Source organism: Rhizobium sp. Leaf262, assembly GCF_001422245.1.
In the GTDB taxonomy this organism is placed as follows: domain Bacteria; phylum Pseudomonadota; class Alphaproteobacteria; order Rhizobiales; family Rhizobiaceae; genus Agrobacterium.
The window spans coordinates 257,348-271,110 of the sequence record NZ_LMMM01000004.1; the positions used below are offsets into that span (position 1 = coordinate 257,348).

The 13,763-nt window shown below is 57.7% G+C and carries 12 protein-coding genes; 10 read left to right on the forward strand and 2 right to left on the reverse strand.

What is annotated here, in order from left to right; genetic code table 11:
* Nucleotides 1–21 precede the first annotated feature (21 nt).
* Nucleotides 22–591, forward strand: coding sequence for an AAA family ATPase (locus ASF29_RS06880; protein ID WP_062449870.1), 570 nt, complete (start codon nt 22–24; stop codon nt 589–591).
* 9 nt (nt 592–600) lie between these two features.
* On the forward strand, nt 601–1,050 hold the full coding sequence (locus ASF29_RS06885; protein WP_062449872.1) for a type II toxin-antitoxin system RatA family toxin: 450 nt from the start codon (nt 601–603) through the stop codon (nt 1,048–1,050).
* On the opposite strand, the gene ASF29_RS06890 is transcribed toward ASF29_RS06885, so the two are convergent.
* Nucleotides 1,038–1,541: a CinA family protein gene (locus ASF29_RS06890; RefSeq protein ID WP_062449874.1), complete on the reverse strand. Its 504-nt coding sequence runs from the start codon at nt 1,539–1,541 to the stop codon at nt 1,038–1,040. The genes ASF29_RS06885 and ASF29_RS06890 overlap by 13 nt on opposite strands.
* The gene (locus tag ASF29_RS06895; RefSeq protein ID WP_062449876.1) at nt 1,538–2,725 is read right to left on the reverse strand and encodes a bifunctional 2-C-methyl-D-erythritol 4-phosphate cytidylyltransferase/2-C-methyl-D-erythritol 2,4-cyclodiphosphate synthase; all 1,188 of its coding nucleotides are present in this window, start codon (nt 2,723–2,725) and stop codon (nt 1,538–1,540) included. The genes ASF29_RS06890 and ASF29_RS06895 overlap by 4 nt, the downstream gene beginning before the upstream one ends.
* A 242-nt stretch (nt 2,726–2,967) precedes the next feature.
* On the opposite strand from ASF29_RS06895, the gene dusB reads away from it, so the two are divergent.
* The 8 genes from dusB to hflX all read left to right on the forward strand — a co-directional run bounded on the left by dusB (nt 2,968) and on the right by hflX (nt 13,713).
* Nucleotides 2,968–3,984 (forward strand): tRNA dihydrouridine synthase DusB, encoded by a 1,017-nt coding sequence (gene dusB / locus ASF29_RS06900; protein ID WP_062449877.1) that lies wholly within the window; start codon nt 2,968–2,970, stop codon nt 3,982–3,984.
* Nucleotides 3,981–5,129 (forward strand): nitrogen regulation protein NR(II), encoded by a 1,149-nt coding sequence (locus ASF29_RS06905; RefSeq protein ID WP_062449880.1) that lies wholly within the window; start codon nt 3,981–3,983, stop codon nt 5,127–5,129. The genes dusB and ASF29_RS06905 overlap by 4 nt, the downstream gene beginning before the upstream one ends.
* A complete protein-coding gene (gene ntrC / locus ASF29_RS06910) occupies nt 5,126–6,577 on the forward strand; it encodes a nitrogen regulation protein NR(I) (RefSeq protein ID WP_062449882.1) in 1,452 nt (483 codons plus the stop codon). The genes ASF29_RS06905 and ntrC overlap by 4 nt, the downstream gene beginning before the upstream one ends.
* A gap of 147 nt (nt 6,578–6,724) precedes the next feature.
* Nucleotides 6,725–8,995 (forward strand): PAS domain-containing sensor histidine kinase, encoded by a 2,271-nt coding sequence (locus ASF29_RS06915; RefSeq protein ID WP_062449884.1) that lies wholly within the window; start codon nt 6,725–6,727, stop codon nt 8,993–8,995.
* The gene (locus ASF29_RS06920; protein WP_062449886.1) at nt 8,985–10,349 is read left to right on the forward strand and encodes a sigma-54 dependent transcriptional regulator; all 1,365 of its coding nucleotides are present in this window, start codon (nt 8,985–8,987) and stop codon (nt 10,347–10,349) included. Before ASF29_RS06915 ends, ASF29_RS06920 begins: the two co-directional genes overlap by 11 nt.
* Nucleotides 10,350–10,386: 37 nt before the next feature.
* Nucleotides 10,387–11,763 carry a Trk system potassium transporter TrkA gene (trkA, locus tag ASF29_RS06925; RefSeq protein WP_062449888.1) on the forward strand — a complete coding sequence of 459 codons (1,377 nt, stop codon included), beginning with the start codon at nt 10,387–10,389 and terminating at the stop codon, nt 11,761–11,763.
* Between the two features lie 188 nt (nt 11,764–11,951).
* A complete protein-coding gene (gene hfq / locus ASF29_RS06930; protein WP_003496145.1) occupies nt 11,952–12,194 on the forward strand; it encodes an RNA chaperone Hfq in 243 nt (80 codons plus the stop codon).
* A 190-nt stretch (nt 12,195–12,384) separates the two neighbouring features.
* A complete protein-coding gene (hflX, locus tag ASF29_RS06935; RefSeq protein ID WP_062449890.1) occupies nt 12,385–13,713 on the forward strand; it encodes a GTPase HflX in 1,329 nt (442 codons plus the stop codon).
* The last annotated feature ends 50 nt before the right edge of the window (nt 13,714–13,763 follow it).

The following is a 13,763-nucleotide window of genomic DNA, read 5'->3' on the forward strand; positions in this document are numbered from 1 at the left end:
TGCTATGCAAGGGTGGACAGGATGGTTGCCGTCAACAGCATCGAAGAAGCCGCTACGCTGGTGTCGAAGGCATCCCGAATCATGGTCGTCGGCTCTTCGGGCGGGGGCAAGACAACGCTTTCTCAAGGCATCGCCTCACATAGGGGAGTGGAATATTTCTCCATCGACCGCGATGTGAGATGGATTTCGGGCTGGACACAGCGAGAGCGCGGCGAGCAGTTGCGCATCCTGAAAGATATCGTGCGCCGTGACCGCTGGCTGCTGGATGGCTCCGGTCCTTCCACATTCGATATTCGGCTGCCGCGAACCGATATCGTCATCTGGATGCGACTGCCCCGCATCACTTGTCTGGTGGGCGTTGCCAAGCGTGTGGCCAGACACTACGGCACCGTGCGACCCTATATGGCCGAGGGTTGCCGCGAACCGATACCCGACAGGGAATTCCTCAGCTGCATCTGGAACTTCGAGAAACGTCACGCACCGGTCTTTCTGCGCAATTTCGAACTTTACGGGCCTGATGTGCCGATATTTCAGGTGAAATCCAGAGCGCAGGCGCGTCAGCTTCTTGATCTTGTTCGCGCCGCGCATTAACTCGGGCCTATGCCGCAATTTGAAACCCGCCGCCTCGTCAAACACTCTCCCGAACGGATGTATAATCTCGTTGCCGATGTGGAGAAGTATCCCCAATTTCTGCCGCTTTGCGATGGGCTGACCGTCCGTTCCAGAAAAGAGCGCGACACCAAGACGCTTCTAGTGGCGGATATGACGGTGGGTTACAAGGCGTTTCGCGAGACCTTCACCACGCAGGTTCTGCTCAAGCCCGATGAAAACGCCATCGACGTGAAATATCTGGATGGCCCGTTCAAATATCTCGACAATCGCTGGCGTTTCGAGCCCACTGACGATGGTGGATGCTCGGTTTATTTCTTCATCGACTACGAATTCAAGAGCCGCATTCTGGGTGCGGTGATGGGCTCCATGTTCGACCGTGCTTTCCGTATGTTTGCTGAAGCCTTCGAGGCGCGTGCGGACAAGATTTACGTGGATTGAGACAGTTCGAGCAGCATCTCCAGCGCGGTCTTGACCGTCCCCAGCCGTACCTGATCGCGTCCGATATCACCGTAACGCATCTCTCTGTGAAGGATGCCGCCATCCCGTCGCTTTGCAGCCAGATTCACGAGGCCAACGGGCTTTGCCGCCGAGCCACCACCCGGACCGGCAATGCCCGTGACAGCCACGGAAAACTCTGCGCGGGAGCGATAAAGCGCGCCATGCGCCATCTGCAGTGCCGTTTCCTTCGAAACCGCGCCGAATGCTTCCAGTGTGTCGGAGGCAACGCCCAGCATGTCCATCTTGGCATCGTTCGTATAGGTCACGAATCCGCGGTCGACGACGGCAGAAGAACCGGCAATGTCCGTCAGCGCACCGGCAATCAGCCCGCCCGTACAGCTTTCCGCCGTGGAAATCATATGTCGCCAAGCGGTGAAATCCCGCACGATTTGTTGAGCCAAAACCTCTATCTCACCGGGAAACGGGCTCATGCTGGCCTCTGCCGGTAAACGACCGTGGCCGTTGCAATCGCCGCAATGCCTTCGCGCCGCCCGACGAATCCGATTGTTTCGTTGGTGGTTGCCTTGACGGAGCAGCGGTCGAGAGAGATGTCGAGCATATCAGCCAGATTCTCGCGCATCGCCTGCCGATGCGGGCCGACACGCGGCGCTTCGGCAATGAGGGAGACGTCGGCATTCATGATCGTTCCGCCATTGTCGCGAACGAGCCTGGCCGCATGTTCCAGAAAGATGCGTGAGGCAGCACCCTTCCATTGCGGATCGGACGGCGGAAAATGATCGCCGATATCGCCCGCACCGCACGTCGCCAGCAGCGCATCGGTCAGGGCATGAAGCGCAACATCTGCATCCGAATGGCCCATGAGCTTCTGGTCATGCGGAATGAAGATGCCGCAGAGCGTCACGCCATCGCCATCGCCCAACTGGTGCACGTCATATCCATTGCCGGTGCGTACATCCGGCAAGGCGGCGGAAAGCTTTTCGTCGGCCATGGCAATATCTCGCTTCAAGGTCAGTTTTACGTTGTCGACAAGCCCATCTACCAGCTTTACGGGGATGCCAGCCCACTCGGCAATAGAGGCATCGTCGGTGAAATCGAGGCGACCGGAGGCCGCAGCGGCGCGGTGCGCAGCCAGAATGGAGGGGTAATCGAAAGATTGCGGAGTCTGCGCCGAGTAGAGCGCGTCTCGCGAAACCGTTTCGCCAACGAAGCCGTCCGTGCCGCGCTTGAGCGTATCCGCGACGGGGACGGCGGGCAGCACGGCTTTCTCGCCCTGTAAAAGTGCTTCTTTTATCCGCTGAAGCAGTTCGCCATCGATAAAAGGCCTGACGGCGTCGTGGATCATGACATGCGTCACATCATCCCGCGACAGGGCTTCGAGACCTGCGAGAACAGATTGCTGCCGTGTCGCACCGCCATTGACACTGACAATCCGGTCGCCCGCATTCAACCTGAGACGGATGGGCTCGAACAGAGCCACATCGTCGGCGTGGATGACTATGACGATCCTGGACGCGTCATTCCAGTCCAGAAAACGCTGAAGCGTATGTTCGATCACCGCTCTGCCGCCGATCGGGCGGTATTGCTTCGGTCCCTCGTGTGGGGAACCGGCGCGCTCTCCACGCCCGGCGGCAACGATGACTATTCCGATTTTCATGGCTCATTCCTGCATTGAACCTATGCGGTTTGCGCATCTCTTCAAAGGTTTACAGAGTTGCTGTACCGTTTTAGAACCCGGTTTGCCAGCTTCGATGCATGGTTTCGAGTTTGCCATACCTGCCGCTTTTCTAGTCTTGGATGCGCAGAAGGCAAAAATTCATCAAAACGCACAGATATGAATGCGAAAACGCTTGGCAATCTCGCAAACTCTGTCTAAAAATAATGCATATTTAAAAATGCATGAAAGATCACCAATTGTCTGTTCCTGTCTTGTCGGATTCATTCAGCATCGGAGGCGTCACCATCCGTAACCGGGCGGTGCTTGCACCCATGTCGGGGGTGACGGACCTGCCTTTTCGGCGTCTGGCATGGCGGTACGGCGCTGGTCTTGTCGTGACCGAAATGGTCGCCAGCCGTGAGCTGGTGGCCAATCGCGGCGAATCATGGGCTCGCCTAAAGAATGCGGGCATGGTTCCGCATATGGTGCAGCTTGCCGGTCGCGAGGCGCACTGGATGGCCGAGGCGGCGAAGATTGCTGCGGACAATGGTGCGGGGATCATCGACATCAATATGGGATGTCCGGCCAAAAAAGTGACGGGCGGCTATTCCGGCTCGGCGCTGATGCGGGACCCTGATCACGCGCTCGGTCTTATCGAGGCTACGGTGAAAGCCGTGAATGTCCCCGTCACCTTGAAGATGCGGCTTGGCTGGGACGAGATGTCTATCAACGCGCCCGAAATTGCGGCGCGGGCACAGGCCGCAGGTGTGCAGCTGATTACCATTCACGGTCGCACGCGCATGCAGTTCTATGAAGGCCGTGCCGATTGGGATGCGATCAAGGCGGTCCGCGAGGTCATTTCAGTACCGCTGATTGCCAATGGCGATGTGGAAACGTCTGACGACGCTGCTGAAATCCTGCGGCGTTCCGGCGCAGATGCCGTGATGGTCGGTCGTGGCGCGCAGGGGCAGCCATGGCTGCCTGCGGTGCTTGCGGGCCACGCGGCACCCGAGCGTGAGCAGATCGCGGATATTGCAGTGGAGCATTATCAGCTGATGCTGGAATTTTACGGTATCGAGGCCGGATTGCGCCACGCGCGCAAGCATCTGGGCTGGTATCTGGAGCGATTTGCGCCGGGCATGAAAACAGATGACAAGGCAAATATCATGACATCCAGAAACGAGGCGCAGGTGGTGGCTTTGCTGCGCGCCGCCCTCCAGCAAGGTGCTGACGAATCAGCCGCGAGGAAAGCCGCATGAGCGCCGAAAACGCAACGCCGGGCGGCACCAACACGCTGGCCATGGCCGTGCTCAACGCGGTCCAGAACCCTGTCATTCTGGTGGATGGCGAAGGCTTTGTGGCCTTTGCCAACTGGGAAGCCGAGGCGTTTTTCGGGGCAAGTGCGACGCATCTGGCCCGCTACCGCATTTCCACCTTCATTCCTTTCGGAAGCCCGCTGCTGGCCTTGATCGATCAGGTCCGGGAGCGCCGTGCGCCGGTTAATGAATACCGCGTCGATCTATCGTCGCCGCGTCTGGGTCAGGATAAGCTTGTCGATCTCTATGTCGCGCCTGTGGTCAGCGAGCCGGGCTCTGTCGTGGTGGTGTTTCAGGAACGCTCCATGGCCGACAAGATCGATCGCCAGCTGACGCATCGCGCCGCCGCCCGTTCCGTCACCGGCCTTGCCTCCATGCTGGCGCATGAGATCAAGAACCCGCTCTCGGGCATTCGCGGTGCAGCGCAGCTTCTGGAAACCTCGGTTCCCGATGAAGACCGCGCATTGACGCGGCTGATCTGCGATGAGACCGACCGCATCGTCTCGCTGGTGGACCGGATGGAGATTTTTTCCGACGAGCGCCCGGTGGACCGTATGCCGATCAACATTCACTCTGTGCTGGATCACGTAAAGGCGGTGGCGAAAGCTGGCTTTGCGCGCAACGTCAAGATCAGCGAAAACTACGATCCGTCCTTGCCGCCGGTCTATGCCAACCGCGACCAGCTGGTGCAGGTGTTTCTCAATCTGGTGAAAAACGCCGCCGAGGCGGTCAGCAACCAGCAGGATGGCGAAATCATTTTGACGACGGCGTACCGTCCCGGCATTCGTCTGTCCGTAGCGGGCACGCGTGAGCGTATTTCACTGCCACTGGAATTCTGCGTGGTCGACAACGGTCCCGGCGTTCCCGGAGACCTTCTGCCGCATCTGTTCGATCCATTCATTACCACCAAAACCAATGGTTCCGGCCTTGGCCTTGCCCTTGTTGCGAAACTGATCGGTGCCCATGGCGGCATCGTTGAGTGTGACAGCCAGAACCACCGCACGACTTTCCGTGTTTTGATGCCCGTTTCGCCTGAAGTGGCAGTAGACGACAGCATTTTGCCGAACCCGACAGGACTTAATCGATGACAGCAACGATTCTCGTGGCCGACGATGATGCGGCGATCCGTACCGTCCTCAATCAGGCTCTCAGCCGTGCCGGCTACGACGTGCGGATAACGTCCAATGCCGCGACGCTGTGGCGGTGGGTGTCTGCAGGTGAGGGCGATTTGGTCGTGACCGACGTGGTCATGCCGGATGAAAACGCGTTCGACCTTCTGCCGCGCATCAAGAAGGCGCGGCCCGACTTGCCGGTGCTGGTCATGAGCGCGCAGAACACCTTCATGACGGCCATCAAGGCCTCCGAAAAAGGTGCCTATGACTATCTACCCAAGCCCTTCGACCTGACTGAACTGATCGCCATCATCGGACGTGCTCTGTCCGAGCCCAAGCGCAAACCGGCCAAGCTTGACGATGACATGCAGGATGGCATGCCGCTGGTTGGTCGTTCCGCTGCCATGCAGGAAATATACCGCGTGCTGGCGCGTCTGATGCAGACCGATCTGACGCTGATGATAACAGGCGAGTCCGGTACGGGTAAGGAACTGGTCGCCCGCGCGCTTCATGATTACGGCAAACGCCGCAACGGCCCATTCGTCGCCATCAATATGGCTGCCATTCCGCGTGATCTGATCGAATCCGAACTCTTCGGCCATGAAAAGGGGGCTTTCACCGGCGCGCAGAACCGCTCTACCGGTCGGTTCGAGCAGGCCGAAGGCGGGACGCTGTTTCTCGATGAAATCGGCGATATGCCGATGGATGCTCAGACGCGTCTTTTGCGCGTGCTTCAGCAGGGCGAATACACCACCGTCGGTGGCCGCACGCCGATCCGCACGGATGTTCGCATCGTTGCCGCCACAAATAAGGACCTGAAGACCTCGATCAATCAGGGTCTGTTCCGCGAAGACCTTTATTACCGCCTTAACGTCGTGCCGTTGCGTCTGCCACCGCTTCGCGACCGTGCGGAAGACATTCCGGATCTCGTGCGCCACTTCATTCAGACCGGCGAAAAAGAGGGTCTTGAGGGCAAGCGTTTCGAGACGGAGGCGCTGGAACTGATGAAAGCCTATGCGTGGCCGGGCAACGTGCGTGAGCTGGAAAACCTCATTCGCCGCCTGATGGCGCTTTATCCACAGGAAGTCATTACCCGCGAAATCATCGAGCAGGAGCTTCAATCCGACGTTCCCGATAGCCCGATTGATCGCACGGCAACTCGCAGTGGCTCGCTGACCATTTCGCAGGCCGTAGAGGAAAACATGCGTGATTACTTCTCCGGTTTCGGAGAAAACCTGCCGCCTGCGGGGCTTTACGATCGCGTTCTGCGCGAAATGGAGTATCCGCTTATCCTGGCGGCGCTTACGGCAACGCGTGGAAACCAGATCAAGGCTGCCGATCTTCTCGGTCTCAACCGAAATACGCTGCGTAAAAAGATCCGCGAACTGGGCGTCTCTGTTTATCGCAGCTCCAGAACGGCCTGATATGGTTGACAAGTGAACGGCGTCGTTGCATTTTCGCCACAATGTGTTGCTTGAAAATCACGGGGGCGCGGGATTTCAATTGCCGAATCTATCCCCGTATTTTTTCTAGTTTGTGGTGCCGTATCGCGCGGCACGGGAAAATGATCGATGCGCAAGCCTGTCACCGATAGGGTTTCCGACCGTCCATCGGCGGATATAGTCATTGCCGACAGGCGCATGTCGTTTGCGTTTCCGGGGCTTGTTCTGGCTGGTGTCGCACTGGTCTGCGCCACACTTACCCTGTTCGTTCTCCTAGGCCTGACACCCATTGCGCCGACCACCAACGTGGTCATCGCCTCCGTCATCATCAATTCGCTGTTCATTATCGGGCTGATGTATCTGATCGGTCGGGAAATCAACCGGCTGATGAAGGCCCGCAGGCGGGGCAGGGCTGCGGCACGGCTACACGTGCGCATTGTGGCTCTGTTTTCCATCGTCGCTATTACGCCTGCGGTGCTCGTTGCGATCTTTGCGAGTATTACACTGAATGTTGGGCTTGATCGCTGGTTCGCCATCCGCACGCAGGCCATCGTGGATTCCTCCAGCAATATCGCGCAGGCCTATATGCTGGAAAATGCCGGTTACCTTCAGGGCCAGACGCTGTCTATGGCGACCGATCTGGATCGCAACCGTGCGCTGTTCTATCTCGACAGGACGGGTTTCAAGGAGTTGATGACCCGGCAGGCGAAGGGGCGCGGTTTTCTTGGTGCGTTTCTCGTTCAGGAAGATGGTGATGCGGTCGTTCAAGCGGACATCGAGACCGAAAAGCCTCTGCCAGCTATCCCGCAGGACGCGCTTGAAAAGGCGGCAGCCGGTCAACCGACACTCATTCCGCCCGGCGTAACGAACCTCGTGGGCGCGATCATCAAGCTGGAAGGCATCGGCGGAACCTTCCTCTACACGGTGCGTGCTGTCGACCCAAAGGTCATGTCGGCCATGCGGCAGATGGAAGAAAACCGCGCCGAGTATAAGGCCATGGAGGCCGGGCGTGCGCCGCTGCAAATTGCCTTTGCCATTCTTTATCTCGGCTTTGCGCTGATCGTGCTTCTGGCCGCCATCTGGACCGCGATTGCCGTCGCCGACCGGATCGTACGCCCCATCCGTCTTCTCATCAGTGCTGCCGACAGCGTGGCGATGGGCAACATGCATGTGCTGGTGCCCGTCCGTGCTGTGGATGGCGATGTGGGCCGGTTGGCGCGCACCTTCAACAAGATGATCTCCGAAATCCGCAGCCAGCAGGAAGAAATCATCGAGGCCAAAGACGATATCGATAATCGTCGCCGCTTTATCGAGGCGGTTCTGTCCGGCGTTACGGCGGCCGTGATCGGTGTCGACGAGCATCGTAACATCACCATCGCCAACCCCTCCGCAGAGGAGTTTCTGGCGGTATCCTCCGATAGTCTGGTGGGTCTGCCGCTCGTGGAAGTCGCGCCGGAGATCGAGCATGTCGTGACCGAGGCTGCTGCCGCTGCGCGCATGGATTTTCGCCATCAGATCAATATCGTGCGGCGCGGCAAGGAGCGGACGCTCAACGTGCAGGTGACGCGGGAGGATGCGCGCGACGGCCATGAGTCTTACGTCATCACGCTGGATGACATCACCGATCTGCTGATCGCCCAACGCTCGACTGCATGGTCTGAAGTTGCCCGGCGTATTGCCCACGAAATCAAGAACCCGCTGACGCCGATCCAGTTGTCGGCGGAACGCATCAAGCGACGTTTTGGCAAGCAGATCAACGACGATGCGGATCGGGCCGTTTTTGACCAGTGTACCGACACGATCGTGCGGCAGGTGGGCGATATCGGCCGCATGGTGGATGAGTTCTCCGCCTTTGCGCGTATGCCGAAGCCGACCAAGGAAATGTCGGATTTGCGCACCGTTCTCAAGGACGCCACATTCCTGCGGGAAATGGGCGCAGCGCATATACAATTTGCGACGGAGCTTGGAGACGAGCCGCTTGAAGGCATGTTCGATGCGCGCATGCTGGGGCAGGCTTTCGGTAACCTCATCAAGAATGCGACCGAAGCCATCGAGTCCGTTGCGACAGGTGACACCCCCCGCCAGGGCAAGATCGTCGTGCGGGCAGCCTATGACAAGCAGCACAACCGCTTCATAGCTGACGTCATCGATAACGGTCGCGGACTGCCGGTGGAAAATCGTCACCGGATTCTCGAACCCTATATGACGATGCGGGAAAAGGGCACGGGCCTTGGCCTCGCCATCGTCAAGAAGATCATTGAAGAACACGGCGGTCATCTGGAGTTGCACGATGCGCCCGCCGATTTCGATCAGGGCCACGGTGCCATGATCAGAGTGCTGCTGCCGCGTATCGAAGTGGCGGGCAGTGAAATTGACAAGGAAGTTGCATATGGCGTCTGATATTCTGGTCGTAGACGACGAGGCCGACATTCGCGAAATCGTCGCTGGCATTCTGTCTGACGAAGGCCACGAAACCCGCATGGCTTTCGACAGCGACAGCGCGCTTGCGGCCATTTCCGAGCGCGTTCCCCGGCTGATTTTCCTCGATATCTGGATGCAGGGCAGCAAGCTGGATGGTTTGGCGCTGCTGGACGAAATCAAAAGCCGTCACCCGGACCTGCCGGTGGTGATGATATCAGGCCATGGCAATATCGAAACAGCGGTCAACGCCATCAAGCGCGGCGCTTTCGACTTCATCGAAAAGCCGTTCAAGGCCGACCGTCTTATCCTCATTGCCGAGCGGGCGCTTGAAAACTCCAAGCTAAAGCGTGAGGTGTCCGAGCTAAAAAAGCGTACGGGCGACGCCGTTGAGCTGATTGGCGCGTCGCTTGCCGTATCGCAGTTGCGTCAGACGATTGATCGCGTATCGCCCACCAACAGCCGCATCATGATTCTCGGCCCCTCCGGTTCCGGCAAGGAGCTGGTGGCGCGGATGATCCACAAGAAGTCGTCGCGCGCGACCGGCCCTTTCGTGGCGCTGAATGCCGCAACGATCACGCCTGATCGCATGGAAATCGCGCTGTTCGGTACGGAAGGTCTGCCCGGCCAGCCGCGCAAGGTCGGCGCGCTGGAAGAAGCCCATCGCGGCGTTCTTTATCTCGATGAAGTCGGCGAGATGCCGCGCGAAACGCAAAACAAGATTCTGCGCGTTCTCGTGGATCAGCAGTTCGAGCGCGTCGGCGGTGGCAAACGGGTGAAGGTCGATGTCCGTATCATCTCGTCAACGGCCCACAATCTCGAAGGCCTGATTGCCGACGGGCTGTTTCGCGAAGACCTCTATCACCGCCTTGCGGTGGTGCCGGTCAAGGTTCCGGCCTTGTCGGAGCGTCGCGAGGATATCCCGTTTCTAGTGGATATGTTCATGCGCCAGATTTCCGAGCAGGCGGGCATCCGCCCGCGTAAGATCGGTGACGACGCAATGGCTGTTCTGCAGACGCACGATTGGCCCGGCAATATCCGCCAGCTTCGCAACAATATCGAACGGCTGATGATTCTGGCGCGGCCCGAAGGCGGCGATACAGCGATCTCGGCGGATATGTTGCCTGCCGATATCGGCGATATGCTGCCGAAGATCGCGGCGCAGGGTGATCAGCACATCATGACGCTGCCATTGCGTGAGGCGCGTGAGATGTTCGAACGGGATTATCTCGTGGCCCAGATCAACCGCTTCGGCGGCAATATTTCCCGCACGGCGGAATTTGTCGGCATGGAACGGTCGGCCCTGCATCGCAAATTGAAGTCGCTCGGCGTATAACGATCCAACATTACCGTCTGGTCCGTAGAGAGAGCGTATGAAAGTCATCATTTGCGGCGCAGGCCAGGTGGGTTACGGCATTGCGGAGCAATTGTCGCGTGAGGATAACGAGGTTTCCGTTATCGACACCTCGGCAGCGCTGATTGCGGCTATTACCGAAACACTGGATGTGCGCGGCTATGTCGGCCACGGCGCTCATCCTGACATGCTGGCCAAGGCTGGCGCCGATCAGGCCGATATGATCATTGCCGTGACCCTTTACGATGAGATCAACATCGTCGCCTGCGAAGTGGCGCATGCGCTGTTCAGTGTGCCGACCAAGGTCGCCCGCATCCGCGACCAGAGCTATCTCCAGCCGGAATATGGTGACCTCTTCAGCCGCGAGAACATGTCCATCGACGTGACGATTTCGCCGGAAATCGAAGTCGGCAAGATGGTGCTACGTCGAATAGCGTTTCCTGGCGCAACGGATGTCGTGCGTTTCGCCGACGACAACGTCTTTATGCTGGCCATCGAGTGCATGGAGGATTGTCCTGTCGTCAACACGCCATTGCAGCAGTTGAGCCATCTATTCCCGGATTTGGTCGCGACCGTGGTTGGCGTCTATCGCAACGGCCATTTGAAGGCCGTCGATTCCTCACAGCAACTGCGCACGGGTGACTTGGCCTACGTCATATGCCAGCATCAGCATGCACGACGAACACTTGGCCTTTTTGGTCATGAAGAGAAAGAGGCCGGGCGCATCGTTATCGCCGGCGGCGGCAATATCGGCCAGTATGTGGCGCGATCCATCGAAGAGCTTCAGCCCAAGACGCGTGTGAAGATCATCGAGGCCGATCGCGACAGAGCCATCGCGGCCTCTGAAAAGCTCAACTCCACGATTGTCCTCAACGGCTCCGTGCTGGATCAGAAGATTTTGCATCAGGCCGACATTCAGGATGCTGACCTGATCGTAACGCTGACCAATAACGATCAGACCAATATTCTTGGCGCAGTCATGGCAAAGCAGCTCGGGTGCAAGTCGAACCTGGCGCTTCTGAACGGTCCATCGTTTCACGATGTTGCAAAATCGCTTGCCCTCGATGCCTATATCAACCCGCGTGCGGTGACCATTTCACGCGTTTTGCAACATGTGCGAAAGGGTCGCATTCGATCTGTCTATGCGGTTCAAAGAGGGAATGGTGAAATCATCGAGGCCGAAGCTCTTGATACATCGCCATTGGTGGGGCAGGCGCTTCGGGATGTCGATCTGCCGGACGGTGTGCGAATCGGTGTCATCTATCGGGACAAGAAAGTTTTGCGTCCCGATGGGAACACCAAAATCAAGGCGAAAGACCGCGTCATCCTCTTCGCGTCTTCGGACGCGGTTCGCGAGGTAGAACAGCTATTCCGTGTATCTATCCAATATTTCTAAAACATTGGGTTTGAAACAAAAAAAGCCTATCCCAGTAAATCGGGGTGAGTTTTTCCACATTGCGGAACAGATCGTGATTTGATACCAGAGTTGCTGATCGGCTGACTGGGGACGAGGTTCATCCGATCCTATTATTGATTGTTTATTTCCCGGTCTCCCATCCGGGCAAAAAAGAAAGAATCGGCGCCATGGCGGAACGTTCTCAAAACCTGCAAGATCTTTTCCTTAACACCGTTCGCAAACAGAAGATTTCGTTGACGATTTTCTTGATCAACGGCGTAAAGCTGACGGGCGTTGTTACATCATTCGACAATTTCTGCGTTCTTCTGCGTCGTGACGGACATTCGCAGCTTGTTTACAAGCACGCGATCTCCACCATCATGCCGGGCCAGCCAATGCAGATGTTCGAATCGGAAGAGGGCGCTGCTTAACGGCGCTGGACGACACGTCGTCATTTCCATTCTTGACCGGAACAACGGAACCTTAACGGGTGACCGTTGTTTTCCGTGATGCGCTCTGCATGAAGCAGCGGCAAAGCTTTTTAAAAAGGACGGGCTCATTTCTACACGCGACACATCCAACGAATCCATCATCCCAGAGCAGGAAAAGCATCGGGATGATATGCGCGCTGTGGTCATCATCCCGGTTCTCAAGCAAGGACGGCAGCCAAAGGAAGCACCGGCGACCACGGCTCCGCGGTCCATGGAAGCCAAGCTGGAGGAAGCCAAAGGGCTGGCCCTTGCAATCGATCTTCACATTTCCGAAGGTCTGATCGTGCCAGTCAATCAGCCACGTCCAGCTACGCTGTTCGGTAGCGGCAAGATCGAAGAGATCGGGCAGCTTCTAGAAGAAACGAATTCCGGTCTCGTGATCATCGATCATCCGCTGACGCCCGTTCAACAGCGAAATCTTGAAAAACAGTGGAATTCCAAGGTCATAGACCGCACCGGTCTTATTCTTGAAATTTTTGGTCGCCGCGCTTCCACCAAGGAAGGGACACTGCAGGTCGATCTTGCTCACCTGAATTATCAGAAGGGACGTCTCGTTCGCAGCTGGACCCACCTGGAGCGTCAGCGCGGTGGTGCGGGCTTCATGGGTGGTCCAGGTGAAACGCAGATCGAAGCCGACCGCCGTTTGCTTCAGGAGCGCATTGTTCGTCTGGAACGCGAGCTGGAGCAAGTCGTGCGGACACGCCAGCTGCATCGCGCCAAGCGCCGCAAGGTGCCTCACCCTATTGTTGCGCTCGTCGGTTATACGAATGCCGGGAAGTCCACGCTGTTCAATCGCATCACCGGCGCAGGCGTTCTGGCTGAAGACATGCTCTTTGCAACGCTGGATCCCACGCTCCGCCGCATGAAGCTGCCGCATGGCCGCACCGTCATCCTTTCGGATACGGTTGGTTTCATCTCCGATCTGCCCACTCATCTGGTCGCGGCTTTTCGCGCAACGCTTGAAGAGGTGCTCGAAGCAGACCTGATCCTTCACGTCCGCGACATGTCGGACCCGGACAACGGTGCGCAATCGGCTGACGTTCTGCGCATTCTCAACGATCTCGGGATAGACGAGAAAGTCGCCGACGAACGGATCATCGAGGTCTGGAACAAGGTCGACAGGCTGGAGCCCGAGCAGCACGACGCGATCATGCACAAGGCAGAGGGGCGCAACAGTGTCCGTGCCGTCTCTGCCATTACTGGCGAAGGCGTCGACAGCCTGATGGAGGAGATTTCCCACCGGCTTTCTGGTGTTCTGATGGAAACAAGCATTGTGTTGGGCGTCGATCAACTGCCGATGCTGTCGTGGGTTTACAACAATGCGATTGTTGATTCCCGCGAAGACAATGAAGACGGCTCCGTTACACTGGACGTCCGCCTGTCCGAAGCGCAGTCGCTGGAGCTTGAGCGCCGTTTGGGAAAGACACAAAAGGCCGATGTCGAAGACTGGGAACGCTGACCGCGATCCCAACTGACCTATGTCGGGAAAATGCTAATCATTTTCTAACT